Consider the following 23,322-nt stretch of genomic DNA (forward strand, 5'->3'; position numbering starts at 1 on the left):
GCACATCGTGAAATTTATTCTCGTGTGATGGTGAATTAAGCAAGATTTTATTAACTTAATTTAGAGTAACACAATTATTATGAAAGAAATTGAAGTAACCGGTAAAAAAAGAAGTACCATCGGTAAGAAATCTTCTAAGAACCTGAGAAAAGAAGGATTTATCCCATGTAACCTTTATGGTGAGGCAAAGGACGAAAACGGCGCACCTAAAGCATTGGCATTCACATGCCCGATGAACGAGCTCCGCAAAATCGTTTACACTCCTCACATCTATGTAATAAACCTTATTATCGATGGTGAAAGCCATACTGCAATACTGAAGGAACTGCAGTTCCACCCGGTAACAGACGCACTTCTGCACGTAGACTTCTATGAGGTTAACGACCAGAAGCCTATCACAATCGGTATACCTGTTAAGCTCACAGGTCTTGCACAGGGTATCCGCGACGGTGGACGTATGAACCTTTCTATCCGCAAAATCAACGTTACAGCTAAATATCAGGATATTCCTGAGCACCTCGACATCGATGTTACTGACCTGAAGATCGGTAAGAGCATCAAGGTTGGCGACCTGCACTTCGAAGGTCTGGAGATGGCTACAAGCAAAGAGGTTGTTGTATGCTCAATCAAGGCTACACGTAAATCTAATGCAGCCAGCAAAGCTGAAGACGCTGAATAATAACTAAAGAATGGATAAATACTTGATTGTAGGACTGGGAAATCCTGGTGATGAATACCAGAATACCAGACACAATACCGGATTTATGATATTGGACGCTTTCGCGAAAGCGTCCAATATTATTTTTGAAGACCGCAGATACGGCTTTATAGGAGAAACATCCATAAAAGGCCGCAAGCTCATACTGCTTAAACCAACTACATACATGAACCTCAGCGGCAATGCCGTTAGATACTGGATGAACAAAGAGAACATATCTCTTGAACATCTTCTTGTTGTAGTTGACGATTTGTCACTGCCTTTAGGCGCATTACGTCTGAAAGCAAGCGGAAGCAATGGCGGGCACAACGGTCTGGGAAATATCCAAAGCGTTATCGGTACGCAACAGTATTCACGTCTGCGTGTAGGCATCGGCAACGATTTTCCTAAAGGAGCACAAGTAGACTGGGTATTGGGAAAATACGACGAAGAAGACATGAAGACGCTTACTCCGGCAATAGACACATCTATTGAAATAATCAAAAGTTTTGTACTGGCTGGAGTCAACATTACAATGAATCAATATAACAAAAAGCACCAATAATGGCAGACACTGCGAGAATAGACAAATGGCTGTGGGCGTCAAGAATATTCAAGACACGCTCACTGGCCGCCAATGCCTGCAAGAACGGAAGAGTAACCATAAACGGCGTCAACGTAAAGCCCTCGCACATGGTTAAAATAGGGGAAACTGTATCCGTGAAGAAGCCTCCTGTAACATACTCATTTAAGATATTACAATGCATAGAACAACGCGTAGGCGCCAAGCTCATTCCTGGCATTTATGAGAATGTTACAGATCCTAAACAATATGAAATTCTTGAGATGAACCGCATCAGCGGTTTCATTGACCGTGCACGAGGAACAGGTCGTCCGACAAAGAAAGAAAGAAGAAGTCTGGACGCATTTATAGAACCGGCAGAATTCGGATTCGACGACTGGGATGACTCTTTCGATGACGATGAGTTTTGAAAACAATAATATCATTAAATACAAACCAAATGACAAACATCGCAATATTTGCATCCGGAAACGGCACTAACTGTGAAAATATAATAAGATATTTCACTGACCACAAAGATATAAACATTAATCTTGTTATCAGCAACAAGCAAGATGCTTATGTCTTGACTCGTGCCAGCAAATATAATGTTCCCTGCAAAGTATTGACAAAAGCAGAAATAAACAATGCGGAGATAATGTTGTCTTTGTTAAAAGAGAATGATATTAATTTCATCGTATTAGCAGGATTTCTGCTCATGATACCTGATTTTCTCATTGAAAATTTTGAAAATAGAATTATAAACATACATCCGTCACTACTGCCCAAATTTGGTGGCAAAGGCATGTACGGACATCATGTTCATGAGGCCGTTAAAGCTGCAAAAGAAACAGAAACAGGCATCACGATACACTTTGTGAGCAATGTATGCGATGGTGGCGCAATCATAAAGCAATATACAACCCCACTCACAGAAAACGACACGGTAGAAGTTATCGAGTCAAAGGTTCATGAACTTGAACAGAAATATTTTCCGAAGACAATAGAAGATGTTGTGTTAAAAATGAATTCTTAATCTGATTCCCTAGATTTCTGTACAATATATAACACAATAAGCTCCACACTTTAATATGTGTGTTTCACACAGCTTTAATTACCAAGTTATATCTCCATTTAGATAAACGCATAAAAGCCAGTGATATATTTTGCTGACTACATTAATTGTACAATTTATTCTGCATGCAATGCAATATAAAATCGGCATAGTATATAAATCAAAATGCCAACTCAAAACCAGTTTTACCACTAAACAATATTAGACTTACCATATTAACACTTTCCTTTTTATAATACTATCTGTTTTATAAAACAACCAATATACCAGCAGAAACCATAGACGACCTATTTTATATAAATAAAAATACGTCAGGAGCTTATGACCTGTTGTGATAAAAATAGAACGAAACCAACAAAAAACACATACAACTACAATACAAAAATCCACATAAATAAGGATTGCACATAAAATGTGTAATACTTAATTTTGCAGGCGAAAATAAAAACGGTGAATACAAATGGATACAAAAAAAATAACATACATGGCAGTTGCCTTGATGTGGTTAACAACAACCGAAAGTCAGGCTGCAGTGTTTAAATATTACAGTAACACAGCATTTTCTGAAAACAAAGTTTCTTTGACAAACGTTGCAAATAAAATTGAAGCAACAGACACTTCACGAGTATACAACCTTGATGAAGTTGTCATCGTATCACAGCCCAAAGAAGCTTTGCTTCTGAGGCAGCAGCCACTTAGCTCTTCAATGTTCACCGGCAACGACATAAACAGCCTTGGAATAACAGACCTGAGCATGCTTGCCAGCTATGTACCTTCTTTCGCAATGCCTGCATACGGTTCACGTCTTACATCTTCAATGTATATCCGTGGTATAGGCTCGCGAGTAAACAATCCTGCAATAGGAATATATGTCGACGGCATCCCCATGGTAAACAAGAGCGCATTCAACATACATACATACCAGATTGACCGAGCCGACATTCTGCGTGGTCCACAAGGCACACTGTATGGCATGAATACAGAAGGCGGACTGTTGCGCTTATATACAAAAAATCCGATGAAATATCAGGGAACAGACATTCATCTTGGTCTGGGCACACATTTTCAAAGGGATTTTGAAGCAGCTCATTACGGAAAGCTTGGTGATAACGCTGCCTTCAGCATTGCAGGTTTTTATAGCGGAAGTAACGGATTCTTTAAAAATCAGACAACAGGCAACAGAGCTGACAATTATAATGAGGCTGGCGGCAAGGCACGCTTTGTGTCAAGACTAACAGACAGGTTCACCATAGACTTTACAGCCGATTATCAGTATGTAAACCAAAACGCCTTCCCATATGGTCTGCTTGACATAACGACCAACAATGTTGAATCACCATCGGCCAACAGACAAAACAGCTATAAACGAAATATGCTTAACACTGGCCTTAACCTTAAATATGCAACAGACAAATTTACACTGACATCAACCACAAGTTATCAATTCATGGACGATTGCATGATGATGGACCAAGACTACCTTGCATCAGACTTCATGCATCTGGAGCAGCGGCAGCTCACTAACGCAATAACACAGGAACTGACCGTAAGAAATAACACAGAAGGTAAATGGAAACATGCTACAGGCCTTTATGGATCGTACCAATGGCTAAGAACTGACGCCCCTGTATTTTTCGACGAAGACTTTACCGGCCGTATATCAGGCGGAATACAATCGGCAATGTATAATTCAATACTTAAGGCAATGATCGACAAGATGGTTGCAGCAGGCATGCCGCAGGCTGCAGCCGAAAAAGCAGCAGCCGCGGCAATAGAGAAAGCTGGAGGAATTAATGTAAGCGCAGACATGAAAGTTCCGGCTACATTCAACACTCCACAGCTCAACATCGGCGTCTTCCATGAATCTAACATCAGTCTTACAAACCGGCTGACAGCCACACTTGGACTTAGATACGACTACAACAGGGTAAAAGTTCATTACGACACATACGCTGCAATGGCAATTACGGCAAATGTTATGGGACAAAGCATGACAAACACATTGACATCAATGCTCAACAACATGTCGCACGACAACTATAGCCAACTACTTCCGAAAGTAGGTCTTAGCTACACAATTGACTCTAACGGAAGTAACGTGTATGCCACTGTATGTAAGGGATACAGGGCCGGAGGCTACAACATACAGATGTTTTCAGACATACTTCAACATGAACTTAACGAAAACAGCAACAAAGCCATGACAGGAAGCTATGACATACCTCACACACAGGCAGACTATGATGAAATAAACAATACGATATCATACAAGCCGGAGGAAAGCTGGAACTATGAAATTGGTGCACATCTTAACCTGTTTGACAATAAGATTCATGCCGATTTAGCCGTGTATTACATGCAGATACGCAACCAGCAATTATCAGTAATGGCCGGTGAATACGGATTCGGACGAATGATGGTCAATGCAGGAAAAAGCATAAGCTGGGGACTTGAAGCAGCACTGCGCGGCAGTGCGTTCGACAACAGTCTAACATGGTCGGCTGGATACGGCCTTACAAGAGCGACATTCAAAGAATACAACGAGACAAGTAATGACACCGAGATAAGCTACAACGGAAAACGTGTGCCATTTATACCAATGCACACTCTAAATGCCAGAGCTGACTACAGAATAAGACTCAATGGGTCAGCCGTACAGTCTGTTGTCATCGGCGCAGACGTAACAGCTCAGGGACGCACATACTGGAATGAGGCCAACACATACAGCCAGCCATTCTATGCTCTGTTAGGAGCACATGCCGACATTAACTTCACCGGCGTAAGCCTGAAACTGTGGTGCCGTAACATTACAGACACTCATTACAACACATTCGCATTCGACAGCAGCGCATCCGGACAAACCATTTATCTAGCTCAGCGCGGCACTCCGATACAAGCAGGATTTGACATCGACCTGCATTTCTGACACAATGGAGGACAGAAATTTACATAACAACAAGCAACAGATAATTTTATAAGAAATGATAAAACAGACGGAATTTACACTGAAACCGCGTACACGAGGCTTTCATCTTATAAGCAACGAGATAATAAGCCAGCTGCCGCAACTGCCTAAAAACGGACTGCTGAATCTATTTGTTAAACATACAAGCTGCGGACTTTGCATAAACGAAAATGCTGACCCTGACGTACGCACAGACATGGAAGGCATATTCAACCACATAGTACCCGAAAATCAGCCATACTTTTGTCATACCCTTGAAGGAAGCGATGACATGCCGGCCCATGCAAAATCTGTCATATCAGGCGTAAGTCTCAGCATACCCATAACTGATGGCCGTCTGAATCTCGGCACATGGCAGGGTTTTTATCTCTGTGAATACAGGAGCCACGGCGGCCCGAGACGCATAGTTGCCACGATTATAGGCGAATAAACACACCCCTGCCAGCACTGTTTGGCATTTAAATTGACAAGAACCCGCACAAACGGAGCAGACAATAATAAAACTGGCCATATCATCACTCAGAAAAGAGTGTCATGATATGGCCAGTTTTGCTTTAATAGACAATTATATTAAAAGTAAAACCGGATAATTTTGTATGAATGGTTTATCACTGCTTATCCGTCCACAGCAAATACCGGTTTGTCAGAACGGGAAAAGCAGAGGCAGAACAAACACCATAACCAGACCTATAATTATCTGCAGAGGAAGTCCAACTTTTACATAGTCCATAAATGTGTACCGCCCGGCCTGCATGACAAGTGCATTTGGCGGTGTTGAAAACGGTGAGGCAAAACACATGCTGGCACCAAGCGTAACGGCAAAAAGGAAAGGATATGGACTTAGCCCAGTTTCCGTTGCGGAAGCCAAGGCAATGGGAGCCATAAGCACGGCCGTAGCAGTGTTGCTTATAAACATAGTAAGAAGCGACGTCGTGAAATAAATTCCTGCAAGCAACACAAACGGGCCGTATGCACCCAATCCGCTTACAAGCGAATGAGAAATCAATGCCGAAGCTCCGGTTTTCTCCAATGCCACAGACATAGGCAACATGGCAGCAATAAGCACCACGCTCTCCCAGTTAATTGTCTTATATGCAGCCTCAACGTTACGGAAACATCCCGTAAGCACCATCAGCACGCCGGCTATCATAACAGCCGTAACTGGAGCTACAGGAATAAAGTCGAACACCATCATGGCTATCATTAGCAACATTATGCAGGCTGCCAGCGGTGCCTTATAGTCGAGAGTTACCTTTGCGGCCTCTTCGAGCGGCTGTCCCAGCACCACCCAGTCGTCTTCATCCCTGCCTAAACGGCTTATGTTGGCCCATGTTCCCTGAACCAGAAGCACGTCGCCCCCATGCAGGCGCACATCAGGCAGACCCTCCATTATATATTCGCCCTTACGCCTTATACCGATTATGTTTATGCCATATTTAGAGCGGAACGACGATTCCTTTAGCAGACGGTTTACGAGGCGCGACGTAGGCAGCAATACTATCTCAGCAATGCCAATGTCATAAAAGTCGAGTGACTCATGTTCTGCATGTCCGTCAGAAACAGCCTTTGAAGGGATGTCCAAAGAGTAGTCTGCAGCAAGCCTCAATGCCTGTTCTCTCTCCCCTATCACGTATATTATGTCGCCGTCCTGCATTATTGTATTCGGACCGGCAAGTTTCTGACTTACACTTTTTATTATACCCTTCTGCCTGGTTGTCTCACGCCTTATTTCCAGCACAGTAAGTCCATAACGGTTGTGTACGTCAAGCTCAGCCACAGTCTTTCCCTTAGCCTTAGATCCGGCCCCTACGACAAAGCGCGAAAGATTTTCATCAAGACGATATTCACGCACAAGTTCGTCGAGAGATTTTGTCTTGTGCTCCTTATCCTTGTCGCCATCATTTTTCTTGACAAGCAGCCACTTGCTGAGCGGCAGAAGCACGATGATGCCGATGACAATGCATATCAGTCCGACAGGAGTGAACGAGAAAAACGACAACGGAGCATAGCCATTCTCAGAAAGAACGCCCTGAATAACAAGGTTGGGCGGCGTACCGATAAGCGTCAGCATACCGCCAAGGCTGCTGGCAAAGGCTAACGGCATGAGCAGGCGCCCCGCACTTATGCCGGCCTTGGCTGCAAGACTCACAACGATAGGCAACATAAGGGCTACCGTACCCGTGTTGCTGACGAATGCCCCAATAACGGATGTAACTGTCATAACCAGAAGAAACAGGCGCAGTTCGCTGTCGCCTGCCAGCTTCATTATGCGTCCGCTTATCATCTTTGCAAGTCCTGTCTGAAATATAGCTCCGCCAACAACAAACAGGCCTACCATCATTATCACCACCGAATTTGAAAAGCCTGAAAGAGCCTCTTCTGGCGTCAGTATGCCCAACGACATAAGCAGTATAAGAGCACACAGGGCAACAATGTCTGAACGTATTTTTCCTATTGCAAAAAAGAAAGCGGAAACAGCAAGTATTATTAATGTCGTTATCATATAAACAAGAATAGTTTTCTGAATCAGTCTATCAAAAAAAACATGACATACACCTACGGCCGCAAACCTGCCAGCACGACAGACATACAGCTCAGGCAACCATGTTATATGGTTATATGCAAAGATAACCATTTTAAAAGAAAGACTGCTGACGGGCTTCTCTTTTTTACTATCCTTTAACGAAACAAATAAAACCTGCACTCCGTGCTACATAACATTTAACTTTTAAAAATAGGTGCACAGGATTGCATTTTAACCGAAAAGCAGTATTTTTGTAACAAAGTTAATCAATACAGTAAAGATGAATCTATTTGCCAAACGAATATCCGACCTTCTGAACATCAACATAAAATATGTTGACAACACCCTGGAGCTGCTCGACTCGGGATGCACCATCCCCTTCATAAGCCGTTACAGGAAAGAACGTACAGGAGGGCTTGACGAAGTTCAGATAACACAGATTTGTGAACTGAACGAGCGCATGAAGGAAACCGCCAAACGTAAGGAAACCATAATAAAGACAATAAGCGAACAGGGTAAACTTACCCCCGAACTGGAAAAGCGTATTAACGAATGTTGGGAGCCGGAAGTGCTTGAGGACATCTACATGCCCTACAAGCCGAAACGGCGCACAAGGGCCCAGGTGGCAAGGGAGAACGGCCTCGAACCGCTGGCAACAATAATAATGCTGCAACGCGACAACGCCCCCGAGACAACAGCACGGAGATTTATAAACGAGAACGTCAAAAGCGAGGAAGACGCCATAAAGGGAGCTTTGGACATTATAGCCGAGAATGTCAGTGAGGACGAACGCTCACGTAGCCAGCTGCGCAATGCCTTCAGACGCGGGGCAATAATAACCTCGAAAGTAATAAAGAGCAAGGCCGACACTGACGAGGCCGCAAAATACTCCGACTACTTTGATTTCTCCGAACCGCTGAAAAGATGCTCGTCACACAGATTGCTGGCAATGAGGCGGGGCGAGAAGGACGGCATACTGCGCGTAAGCATTTCTGCCGACGACGAAGAATGCGTTGAAAAGCTAAAACGTCTTTTCGTAAGAGGCTACGGCAGGTGTTCAACACTAGTAGGCGAAGCTGTGACCGATTCGTTCAAGCGTCTGCTTAAGCCTTCAATAGAAACGGAGTTTGCCACCCTGAGCAAGGAGAATGCCGACGGCGATGCCATAGCCGTATTTGCAGAGAATCTGCGCCAGCTTCTGCTTGCCGCGCCTTTAGGACAGAAGCGCGTGATGGGCATCGACCCAGGCTTCCGTACAGGATGCAAGGTGGTATGCCTCGACGAGCAGGGCAACCTGCTTCATCACGAAGCCATATTCCCCCACCCTCCGCGCAATGAACAGATAGAAGCATCAACACAGATAAAGGAGATGGTGAAAAAGTATGGCGTAGAGGCCATAGCAATAGGCAACGGCACGGCAAGCCGTGAGACTGACAGATTCGTAAAGACTCTCGGACTTGCAGACAGCATACAGGTCTTCACAGTAAGCGAAGACGGAGCTTCAGTTTATTCTGCCTCAAAGACTGCGCGCGAGGAGTTTCCCGACAAGGATGTAACCGTGCGCGGTGCCGTAAGCATAGGCAGGCGACTTATGGACCCTCTGGCTGAACTTGTAAAGATTGACCCTAAAAGCATCGGCGTAGGACAATATCAGCACGACGTTGACCAGGCCAAGCTGAAAAAAAGCCTTGACCTTACCGTTGAAAGCTGTGTCAACTCGGTTGGTGTAAACCTTAACACCGCCAGCAAACACCTGCTCACCTATGTGAGCGGCCTTGGACCGACGCTTGCACAGAATATAATAGACTACCGCACGGCCAACGGAACATTCAGCAGCCGTTCTCAACTGCTGAAGGTGCCACGGCTCGGCCCGTCGGCATTTGAGCAGAGTGCAGGTTTCTTGAGGATACCTGACGCAAAAAATCCGCTTGACAATACAGCCGTACACCCTGAAAGCTATAAGATTGTAGAGAAAATGGCAAAAGACTGTGGATGCAGCGTGACAGAACTGATTAAAGACAAAGACAAGCGAAAGAGCATCAGGCTTGACAGATATGTAAGCGAAAAAGTAGGCATGCCAACGTTAACAGATATTATGGCCGAACTTGAAAAGCCTGGACGCGATCCGCGCGAACAGCTCGAAGAGTTTGAATTTGATCCTAACGTGAGCACTCCCGATGATCTTGTTGAAGGCATGGTTCTGCCGGGCATTGTAACCAACATTACCAACTTCGGAGCTTTTGTCGACATTGGAGTTCATCAGGACGGACTGGTGCACATATCACAGCTTGCCGACAGATATGTAAGCGACCCCACACAGGTTGTCAAATTACATCAGCACGTAATGGTGAAGGTTATAGAGGTAGACCGCAGACGCAACAGAATATCGCTTTCGATGAAAGCCGTAGACAAGTAATGCCAAAGGCAGACAGGATGTCAGAGGGCATTTACGATGTCTGCAAGACTGAAAAAGGACACATCCTGCCGCCGCTACACACACGACAATATAACGGACAAATGTCTGGACATTAAACTCCTGCATTTGTCCGTTATGTTTTTTCAATCCCAATAGTGCATAAATTAAGCGGAAACGTCATATTTCTTACACATTGGATTTCGTTGATGCGCTCAGGCTGAGATATTTGAAAATAAAAATCCGACGGGCGTAAAAATGCCACAAATCCGTGTGCAATTGTAACATACATTCAATCAAGACATTACATACACAATAAATGTTTTGTGCATTATTTTCTTGCCATTTACACATCAAAAACCAATTATCTGATGCCCGGAAATGGCCGTTTTGCCTTAAAGAAACTGCCGTTTTACGATGCAAAAGACAGTATTTTGTCATACAAAAGACATTGTTTGAATATGCCAAAGCCTACATTTCGTCATTATATGTAAATATAATTTACCTAAAAGACTGACTCTATCTTATTGCGTTCTCTATTTTATCTAAAATTTATGACATAACTGAAATATCATTATGCACATCCATCCGCCGTTTTTACTTACACAAAGCAAAACGCATAAACTCGTGGCCAGATTACAGGAAGCACAGGCTCAGGCATGCCGAATACAGCCAATAAAAAAACAATAACAAACACAAGCAGCTTATTAAGATACACCGAAACGTAAGAATCGTCATAATCCCCCAATAAAAAAAGGAGCATTCAGGAGAGTCTGAGGCCATACAGTCGGGCGTATGTCACGCTGCGCCAAAGGCCCTCTCCCAAATGCTCCGCAATGCTAACTCTCTCTATTAATTAAGCCACGTGCAATCAATGCTTAACGATAACCTTGAAGCTCTTATGGTTTCCGTTGGCATTTACGTCAAGAATATACAATCCTTCAGTCAGGTCGTCAACATTCATTGTGTTGCTTACGCTTGTTGTTGTCATAGACTTAACACAGCATCCCTGAGCACTATATAAGCTGATACGTGTGCTGACGCCCTCGAAAGGCAGGTCTATATGCAGCTCTGATGCAACAGGATTCGGATAAACAGCAGCCTTTGTCTGCTCTATTTCCTTTTCTATACTTGTAGCATTAGCTTTAAGGTCTGCCACATACGCATATTTACCAAGGTCTTTCATACACCATCCTGTTATATATCGTCCATTAGGCGAAAGGTCCATCACGCCGCATATTGTATGTCCGTCAAGATCAATACCGAGATATTCTGTCAGATATCTGTTCATCTCAACCATTCCTGTCTCTTCGCTCCAAATCCATGCACTATTACCAGTTCCAAGCTGACCAACCACGAAAGATCCGTCGTTTGTCATGTCATATACCATGTCATCTGCACCTTCTTCAGGATTAAGCAGCTGCAATCCTTTCTCTTCGCTCCAAAGCCATGCACCCTCTACTGCATACAAAGAATTACCACGGCCACCAATAATCTTTCCGTCTGAAGACACTGCGTTACACATACCCAACAGTTTCGACTGCATGTCAAGATATCCTGCTGCTGTATCGCTCGTGTCAAGGTCATCTTCTGTCATTTCAGGATCTTTAAACATAAAGCTATGGTCATATCCTCCATCTGCGTTTTTACGCCAAACAGAGCTAAACCAAGGTCCGTGATGATCCTGCCAACCAACGATAACACTACCGTCATAGCTTGCTTTATAGGCCAATGAAGCACGGTTCATTGCTGCAAACTTATTACCCAGGTCTATCAATTTGCCGTTTACCCATGCTGCTGCGTCACATCTGATGGCGCTACTTGCAGTTAACTGCTCATAAGCATAAACTCCACCAACAACAGTTGAACCGTCTCCTGATATATCATACGCATTTGATGCAACGCCATCTGATAAATATCCGGTACCAGAAAGTCCTGTCCATTCACCCGTTTCAACATCGTATATAGCAGCAGTGTATCCGCTTACACTTTCAGCCTTTTCCTGGTGGAAGAAGGTCCCGTTCTCTGCACAGATATTAATTGAAGACTCCTCATTTGCAATGCCGAACAAATTGCAGTTATCAGCATCGGCAATATCCACCTTATTCCAATTAGCACCCATGTCTGAGCTTTCATAAACATTGCCATTGTTTCCAACTATCATAGCTGTACCGCCAGAGAAAGAAACATCATTCCAACTTATATCTTCTGTACCAGAAGCAACTTTAGCATTAGTCCATGTTGCACCGCCGTCTGTAGTAATATATATGCTTCCTACGCACAATGCCATACCATTATTTTCGTCAGCAAAACGTATACGGTTGAACACCTGTGTGTTTTCATCAGAATAAGGATTTACAGAAGCGCCTGCTTCATATACAGTTGTCCATGTCTTTCCGTAGTCTTCAGACTTCTGTATAAATCCATTGTCTGTAACCATAAAATAAATCTGGCCTACATGACAGAAACTTACAGGAACACCCTTAACACCTGTTGCAACTTCAAAAGTTTCAGAGGCATCTGTACTATACCAAACAGCACCTGTGCCATCCTCAAGTTTCATTCCCAACACACCATATTTGTAGCGATAATTTTCCTCTACAGGAATGAAATCCATAGCACAATAAACATCAACCTTATCTGTATTTCCGGCCGGATGTGGATCTACTTCAGACCATGAACTTCCATTATTGTTCGTAAAATAGAAACAGCCATTATATCCGCCTGCAAATCCATTGTATGTAGACAACCATGCCACAAATTTAAGACCGCCTTTCCAAGCCTGGATCTGACTTCCGGAACCACCTTCATTGTTGATTACAGCAATACTGGATGTCATCCAAACCTTACCATTATTGGTGGTCTTTGTCATATATCCTTTCTGCTTATCTTTGCTGGAGCCGACAGTAAATAAGCTTGAGCCTTTAGCGCGAGAAAATTCGGTAAAATTAATGTCTATATCTTTTAAAGTTGTTTTTACCCATTCTGAGAAAACATTAATTTTATCACTATGCATAACAGCTGCTATGCTCGCGCCGTCATCTGAGTAACGGCCTAATCCTCCCACACCATTTCCGGCAGATATACCGCCTATAGTTTTTATATCTCCTGTAGTTGGTGTCCATATTTCATAAGGCTTACCTTGATCGACGAAAACAATTGCCTGTCCTTCATTATTCACACCACTAGAATAATACTGTGTTTCAGTAAACCATGCCTTCTTTCCATCATCACCGCTCTGTGCAAATACTGCGCATCCGCCACAAAAGCCGGCAAGCATAAGTAAAAAATGTTTTTTCATAATTATATAAATTTAGATTCGTGAATAAAAGTTTTCCCAAAATTATTACATTTAAAAATTAATGCAAAGAAAACCTTATGGACAAAGGACGGGACACGTTTGTTAAAATATGTTTCATCATTGATATTAAAGAATTTACGACATATTATTATTCAGAAAAATATGTTACCTTTGCGTTAAAGTTTACTGCATTTAAAATGATGAAAAACCATATAAAACTCATATCAAGTCTTATTTTACTATTCATTTCAGCTCTTATAATAACAGGATGTGCCAATAAAAAAGAAGAAGGACAAGCTCTATTTGAGAATGGACTGAAAAATATGAAAAACGGCAATCTGCCGATAGCATACAGACAAATACGCCAGGCTGTCATGGTGTTTGAAGAAGAGAATGACAGTATCGGCATGTTTGAAGCAAAAACCCATCTCAGTCTTTTATGCAGTGTCATCGGACAAAAGAAAGAAGGTTATGAGCTGATAAAATCTACACCATATTTCCATGTAAAGCGTAAAGGCATCTATAGTTCACAATACTATTGGCGCATGAAAGCATATTATGCCTTTACTCTTGAAAACGACTACCAAACGGCCTCTGTCTGCATAAACAATCTCCTGAAGCTTGACAGTATAGATTTTCCTGAAAAAAAGACTTACCTTTACATGGACAAGGCCAACCAGGCGGAAATGTATTTGATGACAAAACAGACAGACAGGGCATGGGAAGTAATCAGAGAACTGGAAAACAACCCTTTGAAAGATGACCAATATCTGTCGCAGACATATTATATACACGCCCTTCTGCTTATGCAGGAAGGAAAGGCTGACAGTGCATGTGCGTATGCAAGACGAAGTATAGAATACTCTTCAAGATACAATGCCCCTGAAAACGAAGCCAACGCAATGAAAATAATAATGAAAAATGACAGTGCCAAAGGAGACATTGCTTCATATATCAGACAACGCAACTCTTATGACAGCCTGACAAACCATATAAGGGGAAACGAAATAACACATCATATTGCTGTTATTCAGGAGCAGCATAAGTTTGATTTGACGCTTAAAGAAATACAGAGAAAGCACATGGAAAGAAATCTATGGTTCGGTGGATTTACCATCGGCATCGGAGCTTTATGTGTAATAATTTTCCTGATATACAAGCAGAATAAGCTGAAACTTAAGTCTGAAACAGCTGAACGCATGCGCCTTGACCAGGAAATAGAATACAAAAAACTGGAAAATGAGCTATTGACACTGAAAATGCAACAAACAAAAGAGGAACTGCAGAAGCAGCACGACGACAATGCAGATGCGATAAGACAGCTGGCATCATCTGACGACAGAAAGAACACTAACACCAGACTGAAAATGCTGGAAGCCACACTGAACACTAACCATAATGCATTCATCCAATACATCAACAAGAACTTTCCGCAGCTTACGCATAATGACATCTTAATATTAGGGTTTATGCGCATGGATATGAAACCTCAGGAGATAGCCTCCGTATTAGGAATTTCTGTAGACAGTCTGCATAAAGCAAAATACAGACTGCGCAAAAAATTATCCGTAGACTCAATGGCTGCACTAACCGAGTTCACCAAAAACTGGAACGACAACGATTAACAGTATAAAAAATAAGCATCCTGCAAACCGTTGCAATAAACACGGTTGCAGGATGCTTATTTCCAGGTTTAAAAATTTAAAAGCCGTAAACGTTTATACCTTCATCTTAAACCTCTCATCATAATAACAAAGTGCAGCACCTATGGCTGTACAGAATTCTGAATTCTCAGGAATGACAAGTTTCACGCCATAAAGTTTCTCGATTGGCGGGAAAACCATTCTGCACTGCGGCAGTAAGGTCAGGTTACCAATCATTATATACTCACGGATGTTGCTGCCCAACGATGCCAAGACTGCAGACTGGCCAACAGACTGCAGCACCATCCAAATTAGTCCAATAGCAATGTCTTCTCTCGAGGCGTCACTCTTGGCATTGCCAAAAAGTGAGGCAACGGCACTCATAGGCAATCCGGGCAGCGGATGAGCGCTGATATCCTTAATGCGCAGATTTACGTTTGACACATCTCCTTTTACAGCAATCTCTGACACAGTACGTATGTCATCTGTCTTCAGCATAAGACGCGCCAAACCCTGCAAAGTTCCGCCTCCAATCCCTATTCCGCCAATGTGCTCTATCTTATCGCCGTCACATTTTACAAGAGATGTTCCGGTGCCCATGCTCACAACAATTATCTTGTCCCTTCCTGACTCATGTCGGGCGCCAAGTCCGTCAGCTATAAACTCGTTAGCTTTATCGGTAGGCAAGCCATAAACAGGTTCGTTTATATATGCGCTGCCAACACCTGTAAGCATAACATGCTCTACATCAGAAAGTTGTATCTTATTGTCATACAGATACTTTCCGAATGCGCCATATAAAGAAGTAACAGGGTCTGTTGCCTTGACACGTATAGGCGAAACAACATGCCCGTCACGTATTCCAACTATTTTTGTCGTACTGATTCCGACATCAATACCGATAACTATTCCCATAATATTTAAACTTTTTACAAAGACAATGATTAGCAAGAAAAAAGCCTAAGCAGAGCTCACTCTATAATATAAAGAAAAACCGCAACCTCTCATCAAAGAGATTGCGGTTAATATATAAGATTCGGTTACATCTTATTTAACTTTCTCAACGATAGCCTTGAAAGCCTCAGGATTGTTTACAGCGAGGTCAGCAAGAACCTTACGGTTAATCTCGATACCAGCCTTGTGCAAAGCACCCATAAGTGTTGAGTAGCTCATATTCTCAAGACGAGCTGCAGCATTGATACGCTGTATCCACAAAGAACGGAAGTTACGTTTCTTGTTACGGCGATCACGGTAAGCATAGGTCAAACCTTTCTCCCATGTATTCTTGGCAACTGTCCAGACATTTTTTCTAGCTCCGTAGTATCCACGAGTGAGCTTTAAAATTCTTTTTCTTTTTGCTCTTGAAGCAACGTGATTTACTGATCTTGGCATAATTTTTTTCCTCTAATTTTTGTTCGACATTGATTAACGGAGACACAGCAAGTCGCGTACCTGCTTCATGTTGCTCTGGTCTACGATTGTCTGGTGTACCAGATTACGTTTCTGCTTCTTTGTTTTCTTAGTCAGGATGTGACTGTGGTAAGCATGATGTCTCTTAATCTTACCTGTACCGGTGAAACGGAATCTCTTCTTTGCACCGGAATTTGTCTTCATTTTTGGCATTTTTTCTTAAATTTAAATTAGTTGTTATTTATTAGCTGTGGCAACGTATATACCAGGACGTTACGCACATATTTATTATTTCTCGTTAATTAGTCGTTTCCTTCACTGAGCTTTTTCAGTGCATCAGCTCCGTTCTTGGCGTTATCAAACAAGCCACCGGCTGCAGAAACATTCTTCTCTGCAACGCTGTCAGCAGCTTTTGCTTCAGCCTCACGACGCTCACGGTCCATCTTCTGCTGGCTCTTCTTGGCAACGCCAGCCTTTTTCGGACTTAGATAAAGGAACATCTTCTTGCCCTCAAGTGCCGGCATCTGCTCAACTTTACCATATTCTTCCAAATCGTTAGCGAAACGCAACAACAGCACCTCACCTTGCTCTTTAAACAAAATTGAGCGGCCGCGGAAGAATACAAAAGCACGAACCTTATTGCCTTCTTCAAGGAACTCTTTCGCATGCTTCAACTTAAAGTTGTAGTCATGCTCATCGGTCTGAGGTCCGAATCTTATTTCTTTAACCTCTTGCTTAACCTGCTTTGCCTTAAGTTCCTTAGCACGTTTTTTCTGCTGATAGAGGAATTTACTATAGTCGATGAGACGACATACAGGTGGCTGTGCATTAGGAGATATTTCCACAAGGTCAACACCTTCCTCACGCGCCATCTCCAACGCCTGACGTGTTGGTACTACTGTTGATCCGTTATCACCTACGATACGGACTTCCTTTACGCGAATTTGTTCATTCACGCGATAATGATTGTTCTTGTCGTTCTTCATTCAACTATTTCATTCAACTATTTTATGAAAATCGGGTGCAAATTTACTATTTTTCAATCAATCAACAAAAATATTTCTTACCTTTTTTATCTTTATCGTCAAAATCATTATGACGGACATGTCTTGCACACCTAAATTATTGACTTACATATACATTTTTGATTTCCAGAATGTAAGCATCATGGTATCCGCCATGCGAACCGCCGTACCATTTGCTTATTTCAGGATTGAGAAAACACTCTGGCTTGATGTTGTCTTTATAAAGCTTTTCACACTCAAGCGTAAGACGTGCCTGCTTAAACGTAACGCTGCCGCATTCTGTGTCAACCGGCATAAGTCCTGTTGCCTTGACTTTATCACATTCACGACCTGACTTTGAACCGCAAAGATTGTATATGCTGCGCATATCTGGATCTTTTCCTAGAAAGGACAACGTCACAACGGCATTGTCTTCAATAAAATCATGAGTAAAACGTTCGGGCCTAACAAATATCACGGCTACAGGTTTATTCCATAACCATCCTACACAGCCCCATGAAGCTGTCATGACATTAAAATGGTCTCTGTTTCCTGATGCTATAAGCATCCATTCTTTGCCTATTGCTTCTATAAAATTGTCGTTCAGAGTTTTTATATCTACCTTCTTCATCTTCTGTCATTTATAAATAATAGTTGCAAAGATAATGCAAGATTACAGCAAAGCAAAACTAAGAGCCGAGTTTTTGTATTGCCGGCAAAGATATTGTCATATTTGAAAAAGATTTCTTTTTGAAATATGCATAAAAAAATATGAAACTGCCCTGCTTACTGAGGACAGTTTCAGATAAAAACTTAAACATTCAAACTGTTATGGTATTAACACTTTTGACGCAACATCGTTTATGCAAACCACATACATACCAGACTGAAGAGCAACCGACATACTGCCGGATTCTGATGCCGCCGAATATACTTTCTGCCCGGCCAATGTATAAACAGAAACTGCCGAACCATCATTCATATTATCTATGTTCAACATTCCCGGCACAACTCTAATCAGCGGCATTTGTCCCTCTGAAACAGAAGTAATTGATGTTGTTGTGGTCATGAAGTCTTTCCATTGTTCTGCCTCTTTATACTTATCGATACTTTCTTCAGGAACAAGCAACTTGCACTTGTCTACCGGAGTGAGATTAAAGACATAAGAACCGAGACTTGGAGGCTCAACGGCATAAACGCTGAACTGCTGCAAACCAGATAACCCGGAGAAGCACTCTGTACCTATATGTGAAACGCGACTGCCTAAAGACACACTGAGCAATCCACTGCAATCCTGGAACACGTAATCGTCTATATATTCAACACTTTCGGGCAACGTGATATCATCTAAAGATTTACATGAATAAAAAGCACTCCAGTCTATACGGGTAAGTTTGTCATTCCAAGCTATATCTTTAAGTGCCGTACACTCAAAGAATGCTCCATTTCCAATAGTCTCAAGGTTTGCGCCCAAAGTCAGCTTCTCTAAAGCCGTACAGCCTTGGAACATCTTTACGCCTATCTCTTTATAAGAATCAGGAATAGTAACTTCTGTCAGTGAAATACATCCCTGAAATGCACCCGAAGCAAAAGAAACAACATGGTCAGGAAGCACAAGAACAGACAGTTTTGCACAGTCTAAAAACGCCTGGATTTTTACTGTCTGCAAAGCATTCAGGCCAGACATATCCAGACTGGTTAATCCGCACCCGCTAAATGCCCCTTTACCGATGGTCTCTAAAGAAGTATTGAAATGGATGTCACTAAGCTGAGAACATTCTACAAAAGCATTCGTGCCAATCTCCTTCAATGATACAGGAAACGATATTTCCGTAAGTGACGAACACAACTTAAAAGCCTCCTCGCCTATTGTCTCTACCTTGTCACCAAAGGTAACAGACGACAGACTATAGCAGCTGTTAAACGCTCCGTCAGGCACAGATGTAACCTCTGCCGGAATAATAATTTTATCTATTGCAGCACAATTATAAAAGACAGAATTTCCCATACTCTTCAACGAGGTTGGCAAAACCACATTCTTCAGTTCTGTGCAACTTGAAAAGCCGGCACGTCCTATAGTTTCAAGACCATCAGGCATCACAACTTTTTCAAGAGAGGTACAATCTAGGAATGCGCCGGCGCCTATCGTCTTTACATTCTCTCCAATCACTATGCTCTTAACGTTCGTATTACCGTCAAAAGCATAGTCTGCAATCTCATTAACACCTTTCAAATTTGCATCAGAATTCATGTCGATGTCTGTCTCATCCCCCTTCCAAATCTCAAGCACAGTCTTGTCATCAGACAGTTTGTAAGACGTTTCGGGGTATCCTTGTGCAAAAACTGAAGATGCAGCACAAAGAAATATTGCCGCAAATGCACATCTACGCAAATTAAATCTCCTGATTCTTTTCTGCTCTAAAAAATAAGTAAATTTTTCCATACACTTTTTATCTTTAGTTAAACAATTGATTGCAGAGCTTTATCGTAACCATTTTTCGAATTAACCCATATACTAATACCAGACTTGTTTTAAGAGGCATCAACAAAATTCCATTTTATAACAGCCATAAAAATACGGCTACATGACACACATCCGACAAATGTATCAAAAAAGGAAATAAGTTTCCAAATATATGACATTTTCTATATGAAACAAGATAATGTCACCATAAAAGACAATAAATTAACAATTATTTTGTAATTAAGTGGAGAAACGACGCTTCCTTGTCTTATGGAGACATCTATCTACAACGTTCGCAACCTTTATATAATATAAGGTATGACAAGCTATCTCCCGCCCCATCATTTGACAGGCCAGCCAACGATAAAGATCAAAATCCATACATTAAAATAACATGTTATCGCTATCGTTTAATATAGGATGCAGCCCGGCATTATAAATTCAAAAAATGTTTTTTTGTTTTGCATTGCTCTCTCCTTTCATTATCTTTGCATAGTCAAAAAACAAGATAAACAAAGAAATTATGAAAGTAACTGGATTTTTAGACCACTGCAACATCAACGTAACGGACATCGAACGCAGCATTAAATTCTACGAAGAGGCTGTAGGACTGCACGTCAATTCACGTATGGAAGCGAAAGACGGCTCGTTTATTATAGTAAAACTTACAGACGACAAAGGTCTGTATGAACTTGAACTTACCTGGCTTAAAGACCATCCGCAGCCATACGAGCTGGGAGACAACGAGAGCCACATCTGTTTCAGAGTTGCAGAAGACTATAATGAGGTGTTTGAATTCCACAAGTCAAAAGGATGGGTTTGTTATGAAAACCATGACATGCATCTCTACTTCATCAACGACCCTGACGGATATTGGATTGAAATTCTACCGGTAAAGAATAAAAGCGACAAATAACATTTGCGACAGAATAGCACAAAAATCTGCCAATGATATTTGCATAGTCTGCCTATACAAAAAAGTATTTTGCACATACTTTCACTAAAAACGCAGCCTTACGCAATGGCGCATGATATTACTATGTCATACAAAATAAAAAGAGGTAAAAGACGCATATTGTCTTTTACCTTTTTTATATTATAGCATTCGCCAGAAATTACATTTCAGTTGCCTTCAGCTGCTCTGCAACCTCATCATTAATTTTCTTTGCGAAATCTTCCTTAGTCATTGTACCCTGGTCACCCTGTCCCTGCTTTCTTACAGCAACAGTGCCGTCAGCCTGCTCTTTCTCGCCTACAACAAGCATATAAGGAATACGCTTCATCTCGTTGTCGCGTATCTTACGTCCGATTTTCTCGTTGCGGTCATCAACAATTGTGCGCACTCCAACTGAATCGAAATACTTAGAAAGCTGAGCTGCATAGTCGTTGAACTTCTCGCTGATAGGCAGAATTGCCACCTGATCAGGTGTCAGCCACAACGGGAAATGACCTGATGTATGCTCAATAAGCACGGCAGTGAAACGCTCGAGTGAACCAAACGGAGCACGGTGAATCATCACAGGTGTCTTCTTCGTGTTGTCATCGTCTGTATATTCAAGCTTGAAGCGCTCCGGCAGGTTATAGTCAACCTGGATTGTTCCGAGCTGCCAGCGACGGCCGATGGCGTCCTTAACCATAAAGTCGAGCTTAGGACCATAGAATGCAGCCTCGCCATACTCTATCTTGGCGTTCAGGCCTTTCTCCTTACATGCATCGATAATAGCCTGCTCTGATTCAGCCCAAACCTCGTCCGAGCCTATGTATTTCTCGTGGTCGTTAGGATCGCGCAGAGAAATCTGAGCCTCAAAGTCAGTAAAGTTGAATATTGAGAACACCGTATTAATGATATCCATTACTCGCAAGAACTCGTTCTTTACCTGGTCAGGACGGCAGAAGATGTGTGCATCATCCTGAGTGAACGAGCGCACACGTGTAAGTCCGTGGAGCTCACCGCTCTTTTCATAGCGGTAAACAGTGCCGAACTCAGCAATACGCAAAGGCAGGTCACGATATGAACGCGGTTTCCATGCAAACACTTCGCAGTGATGAGGACAGTTCATCGGCTTCAGCATGTATTCCTCATCGTCCTCAGGAGTATGTATCGGCTGGAATGAGTCCTTGCCGTAATGAGCATAGTGACCTGAAGTTACATAAAGATTCTTGCTTCCGATATGCGGAGTGATAACCTCCTGATAGCCGTAGCGCTTCTGTATACGGCGCAGCATATCCTGAAGGCGCAGGCGCAACTCTGTTCCTGCAGGCAGCCAGATAGGCATACCCTTGCCCACACGCTCAGAGAACATAAACAGCTCCATCTCCTTACCTATCTTGCGGTGGTCACGTTTCTTGGCCTCCTCAAGCATAACGAGATACTCGTCGAGCATCTTTTTCTTCGGGAAAGAGATACCGTATATACGCGTCATCTGCTCGCGCTTTGCGTCACCGCGCCAGAATGCTCCTGCAACGCTTGTTATCTTTATCGCCTTAATAGCGCCAGTGCTTACGATGTGCGGACCTTTACAAAGGTCAGTGAACTTACCCTGAGTGTAAGTTGTAATCTCACCGTCGGCAAGATCCTGCTCTATATGCTCGCACTTATAGTCCTGACCGTCGGCCTTAAACTCCTTCAAGGCGTCTGCCTTAGATATTTCTTTTCTTACAACCGGCTCGTCTTTTGAGGCCAGTTCCTTCATTTTCTTTTCTATCTTCTCGAAGTCGCCTTCCTTTATGACATCGCCTTCCTTCGGCATAACGTCATAGAAGAAACCGTTTTCTATAGCAGGACCAAAGCCAAACTGTATGCCCGGATACAACTCCTGAAGAGCCTCTGCCAGCAAATGGGCTGATGTATGCCAAAATGCATGCTTGCCTTCCTCGTCCTCCCATTTGTAAAGCTCTATCTTTGCATCCTCGTTAATAGGGCGATTAAGTTCCACTGTCTCACCGTTTACGCCGCAAGCCAACACGTTGCGCGCCAAAGCCGGCGATATGCTTTCTGCAATCTGAAGCCCCGTTACACCCTGTTCATACTCACGAACAGAACCGTCGGGAAATGTGATTTTTATCATAACAGCTTTTGTTTAAATCTATTTTGGGCACAAATTTAACCATTTATTTCTTGACATGATACATTTTATAGTAAAATTTTGCAAACCAGTGTATTTTTATCACGCATTTATAAATAAAATGTAGATGCATTAATAGTCATGCAATTTTCTTACAGACAAAAGCGTAGACATTAATAATATATATATTCACGCAGAA

The 23,322-nt window shown here is 42.5% G+C and carries 18 protein-coding genes; 9 read left to right on the forward strand and 9 right to left on the reverse strand.

Going from position 1 to position 23,322, the window contains the following annotated elements; genetic code table 11:
* The first annotated feature begins 79 nt into the window (after positions 1 to 79).
* The 6 genes from EJL04_RS06610 (at position 80) to EJL04_RS06635 (ending at position 5,729) form a co-directional block, all read left to right on the forward strand.
* Positions 80 to 679 carry a 50S ribosomal protein L25/general stress protein Ctc gene (locus tag EJL04_RS06610; protein WP_021855561.1) on the forward strand — a complete coding sequence of 200 codons (600 nt, stop codon included), beginning with the start codon at positions 80 to 82 and terminating at the stop codon, positions 677 to 679.
* 10 nt (positions 680 to 689) lie between these two features.
* Positions 690 to 1,262, forward strand: a complete 573-nt coding sequence (pth, locus tag EJL04_RS06615) for an aminoacyl-tRNA hydrolase (RefSeq protein ID WP_021855560.1) — start codon at positions 690 to 692, stop codon at positions 1,260 to 1,262.
* The gene (locus EJL04_RS06620) at positions 1,262 to 1,690 is read left to right on the forward strand and encodes an RNA-binding S4 domain-containing protein (protein WP_021855559.1); all 429 of its coding nucleotides are present in this window, start codon (positions 1,262 to 1,264) and stop codon (positions 1,688 to 1,690) included. Before pth ends, EJL04_RS06620 begins: the two co-directional genes overlap by 1 nt.
* Positions 1,691 to 1,719: 29 nt before the next feature.
* The gene (gene purN / locus EJL04_RS06625; protein ID WP_021855558.1) at positions 1,720 to 2,295 is read left to right on the forward strand and encodes a phosphoribosylglycinamide formyltransferase; all 576 of its coding nucleotides are present in this window, start codon (positions 1,720 to 1,722) and stop codon (positions 2,293 to 2,295) included.
* A gap of 499 nt (positions 2,296 to 2,794) precedes the next feature.
* Positions 2,795 to 5,260, forward strand: a complete 2,466-nt coding sequence (locus EJL04_RS06630; protein WP_241209955.1) for a TonB-dependent receptor — start codon at positions 2,795 to 2,797, stop codon at positions 5,258 to 5,260.
* A 55-nt stretch (positions 5,261 to 5,315) separates the two neighbouring features.
* Complete coding sequence (locus tag EJL04_RS06635) at positions 5,316 to 5,729, forward strand: secondary thiamine-phosphate synthase enzyme YjbQ (protein WP_125104450.1); 414 nt, start codon at positions 5,316 to 5,318, stop codon at positions 5,727 to 5,729.
* 213 nt (positions 5,730 to 5,942) lie between these two features.
* On the opposite strand, the gene EJL04_RS06640 is transcribed toward EJL04_RS06635, so the two are convergent.
* Positions 5,943 to 7,802 (reverse strand): SLC13 family permease, encoded by a 1,860-nt coding sequence (locus EJL04_RS06640; RefSeq protein WP_021855555.1) that lies wholly within the window; start codon positions 7,800 to 7,802, stop codon positions 5,943 to 5,945.
* A 301-nt stretch (positions 7,803 to 8,103) separates the two neighbouring features.
* Between EJL04_RS06640 and EJL04_RS06645 the strand changes: the two genes are divergently transcribed.
* Positions 8,104 to 10,239: a Tex family protein gene (locus EJL04_RS06645; RefSeq protein ID WP_125104451.1), complete on the forward strand. Its 2,136-nt coding sequence runs from the start codon at positions 8,104 to 8,106 to the stop codon at positions 10,237 to 10,239.
* 868 nt (positions 10,240 to 11,107) lie between these two features.
* On the opposite strand, the gene EJL04_RS06650 is transcribed toward EJL04_RS06645, so the two are convergent.
* Positions 11,108 to 13,537, reverse strand: coding sequence for a T9SS type A sorting domain-containing protein (locus EJL04_RS06650; protein WP_125104452.1), 2,430 nt, complete (start codon positions 13,535 to 13,537; stop codon positions 11,108 to 11,110).
* A gap of 323 nt (positions 13,538 to 13,860) precedes the next feature.
* On the opposite strand from EJL04_RS06650, the gene EJL04_RS06655 reads away from it, so the two are divergent.
* Positions 13,861 to 15,162, forward strand: coding sequence for a helix-turn-helix transcriptional regulator (locus EJL04_RS06655; protein WP_125104453.1), 1,302 nt, complete (start codon positions 13,861 to 13,863; stop codon positions 15,160 to 15,162).
* Positions 15,163 to 15,255: 93 nt separating this feature from the next.
* Here EJL04_RS06655 and coaW read toward each other — a convergent pair whose 3' ends face one another.
* The 6 genes from coaW to EJL04_RS06685 all read right to left on the reverse strand — a co-directional run bounded on the left by coaW (position 15,256) and on the right by EJL04_RS06685 (position 20,037).
* Positions 15,256 to 16,095, reverse strand: coding sequence for a type II pantothenate kinase (gene coaW / locus EJL04_RS06660; RefSeq protein ID WP_125104454.1), 840 nt, complete (start codon positions 16,093 to 16,095; stop codon positions 15,256 to 15,258).
* A 132-nt stretch (positions 16,096 to 16,227) separates the two neighbouring features.
* Positions 16,228 to 16,572: a 50S ribosomal protein L20 gene (rplT, locus tag EJL04_RS06665; protein WP_021852324.1), complete on the reverse strand. Its 345-nt coding sequence runs from the start codon at positions 16,570 to 16,572 to the stop codon at positions 16,228 to 16,230.
* A gap of 33 nt (positions 16,573 to 16,605) precedes the next feature.
* Positions 16,606 to 16,803, reverse strand: a complete 198-nt coding sequence (rpmI, locus tag EJL04_RS06670; protein WP_021855552.1) for a 50S ribosomal protein L35 — start codon at positions 16,801 to 16,803, stop codon at positions 16,606 to 16,608.
* Positions 16,804 to 16,892: 89 nt separating this feature from the next.
* Complete coding sequence (gene infC / locus EJL04_RS06675) at positions 16,893 to 17,576, reverse strand: translation initiation factor IF-3 (protein ID WP_053397739.1); 684 nt, start codon at positions 17,574 to 17,576, stop codon at positions 16,893 to 16,895.
* 136 nt (positions 17,577 to 17,712) lie between these two features.
* Positions 17,713 to 18,225, reverse strand: coding sequence for a flavin reductase (locus EJL04_RS06680; RefSeq protein ID WP_021855550.1), 513 nt, complete (start codon positions 18,223 to 18,225; stop codon positions 17,713 to 17,715).
* A 198-nt stretch (positions 18,226 to 18,423) separates the two neighbouring features.
* Positions 18,424 to 20,037, reverse strand: coding sequence for a leucine-rich repeat protein (locus tag EJL04_RS06685; protein ID WP_125104455.1), 1,614 nt, complete (start codon positions 20,035 to 20,037; stop codon positions 18,424 to 18,426).
* A gap of 544 nt (positions 20,038 to 20,581) precedes the next feature.
* Between EJL04_RS06685 and EJL04_RS06690 the strand changes: the two genes are divergently transcribed.
* Complete coding sequence (locus tag EJL04_RS06690; protein WP_021855548.1) at positions 20,582 to 20,974, forward strand: VOC family protein; 393 nt, start codon at positions 20,582 to 20,584, stop codon at positions 20,972 to 20,974.
* A gap of 199 nt (positions 20,975 to 21,173) precedes the next feature.
* Here EJL04_RS06690 and thrS read toward each other — a convergent pair whose 3' ends face one another.
* Positions 21,174 to 23,126, reverse strand: a complete 1,953-nt coding sequence (gene thrS / locus EJL04_RS06695) for a threonine--tRNA ligase (RefSeq protein WP_021855547.1) — start codon at positions 23,124 to 23,126, stop codon at positions 21,174 to 21,176.
* Between the last annotated feature and the right edge of the window lie 196 nt (positions 23,127 to 23,322).

The organism is Prevotella marseillensis (genome assembly GCF_900625065.1).
GTDB classification, from domain to species: Bacteria; Bacteroidota; Bacteroidia; order Bacteroidales; family Bacteroidaceae; genus Prevotella; species Prevotella rara.